This window comes from Saccharopolyspora sp., from assembly GCF_017434145.1.
In the GTDB taxonomy this organism is placed as follows: domain Bacteria; phylum Actinomycetota; class Actinomycetes; order Mycobacteriales; family Pseudonocardiaceae; genus Saccharopolyspora_C; species Saccharopolyspora_C galaxeae.
This window is the reverse complement of the sequence record NZ_JAFRFW010000106.1, coordinates 1-1,630: the sequence shown is the minus strand read 5'-3', so window position 1 is coordinate 1,630 and position 1,630 is coordinate 1. Positions and strand designations below refer to the sequence as shown.

Annotated in this window: 3 protein-coding genes; all 3 read left to right on the top strand. The window is 72.5% G+C overall.

The window, feature by feature from the left end:
• The coding region (locus IJH84_RS02865; protein ID WP_295139871.1) for a S9 family peptidase at positions 1-255 on the top strand (255 nt) is incomplete at its 5' end.
• Between the two features lie 24 nt (positions 256-279).
• Complete coding sequence (locus IJH84_RS02860) at positions 280-1,023, top strand: SDR family NAD(P)-dependent oxidoreductase (protein WP_200069479.1); 744 nt, start codon at positions 280-282, stop codon at positions 1,021-1,023.
• 137 nt (positions 1,024-1,160) lie between these two features.
• A complete protein-coding gene (locus tag IJH84_RS02855; protein ID WP_295139868.1) occupies positions 1,161-1,553 on the top strand; it encodes a DUF2237 domain-containing protein in 393 nt (130 codons plus the stop codon).
• Positions 1,554-1,630: the final 77 nt, after the last annotated feature.

Sequence of the window (1,630 nt, the reverse complement as noted above, 5' to 3'; positions counted from 1 at the left end):
CTGCCGCGCACGATCACCTCGGTGACTTCACCCCTGCTGCTGGTGCACGGCGTCGAAGACGAGGTGGTGCCCGTGCAGCGAGCCAGGCAGCTGCGGCGGGCGGTCGCCGGGCTCGGCGCGGCCGGTCCTGAGCTGCGCTACTTCGAGGTCGCCGGTGATCACCGCGGGGTGGCCGCGGCGACCTCGGGCGCGCTGCGGGAGCGGATCGTGAGCTTCTGCCGGGGCGGCACGGCACCCTCGCCCGGGAGCCGTTGATCACCGTCGGGCAGACTGGCCGCGATGAGCGGAACGGTTCTGGTCCTCGGCGGGCGCAGCGAGATCGGCGTGGCACTGGCCCGGCGGCTGGTGGACGCGGGCGCGCGCACCGTCGTGCTCGCCGCCCGGCGCAGCGGTGACCTCGACGAGCAGGAGCGCGAGCTGCGGCAGGCGGGCGCGGACCACGTCGAACGGGTCGAGTTCGACGCCGACGACACCGGCAGGCACCGGGAAGTCCTCGACCAGATCACCGAGCGGCACGGCCCGATCGACGACGTGATCGTCTCGTTCGGCATCCTCGGCGATCAGCAGCGGGCCGAGACCGACGCCGAGCACGCGATGTCGATCGTGCACACCGACTACGTGGCGCACGTGACGGTGCTGACCCACCTGGCGACGCTGCTGCGGGCGCAGGGACGCGGGCGGATCGTGGTGTTCTCCTCGGTGGCCGGAGTCCGGGTGCGGCGGGCGAACTACGTGTACGGCTCGGCCAAGGCCGGGCTGGACGGGTTCGCCAGCGGGCTCTCCGACGCTCTGGCGGGTACCGGTGTGCACCTGCTGGTGGTGCGGCCGGGGTTCGTGATCGGGCGGATGACCGAAGGGATGTCGCCCGCGCCGTTCTCCAGCACCCCGGATCAGGTCGCGGACTCGGCCGCGCGGGCGCTTCGCCGCGGCAGGAACGAGGTGTGGGTGCCGTTCGCGCTGCGGGTGCTCTTCGGTGTGCTGCGGTACGCACCGCGGGCGGTGTGGCGCCGGATGCCGCGCTAGAAATCCCCGCACAGCCGCCGAAACCGCCAGTACTGGACGGATTCGGCGGTTCTCGCCACACTTGGGTGGCCAGGCCGCAGGCACGTCGGGCCGGGGCCGGGCCAGAGCCGACAGGTGTGGGAAATGAAGGTGTCCTCATGACGACCGAACGCAACGTGCTCGGTGGCGAGCTGGAGCCCTGCGGCACCGATCCCCTCACCGGCTTCTACCGGGACGGATGTTGCTCCACCGGACCCGAGGACGTCGGCAGGCACACCGTTTGCGCGGTGGTGTCCACCGAATTCCTCGTGCAGCAGCAGGAAGCGGGCAACGACCTGGTCACGCCGCGCCCCGAGCACGGGTTCGCCGGCCTGCAACCGGGTGATCGCTGGTGCGTGTGCGCCGACCGCTGGCGGGAGGCGTACGAGGCGGGTGTGGCACCGCCGGTGCTGCTGGCGGCCACGCACGCCGACACCACCGAAGACGTGCCGCTGAGCGCGCTGCGTGAGCATTCCGTGGACGTGCCCGCCGATCCGAGCGCGCTGATCTGAACTCGCCGGAGTCCCGGCACCGGACGGGCACCGTTCTCGCCCGCGCTGCTCCGGGTGGCTGAGGCGGTCCGGGGGCG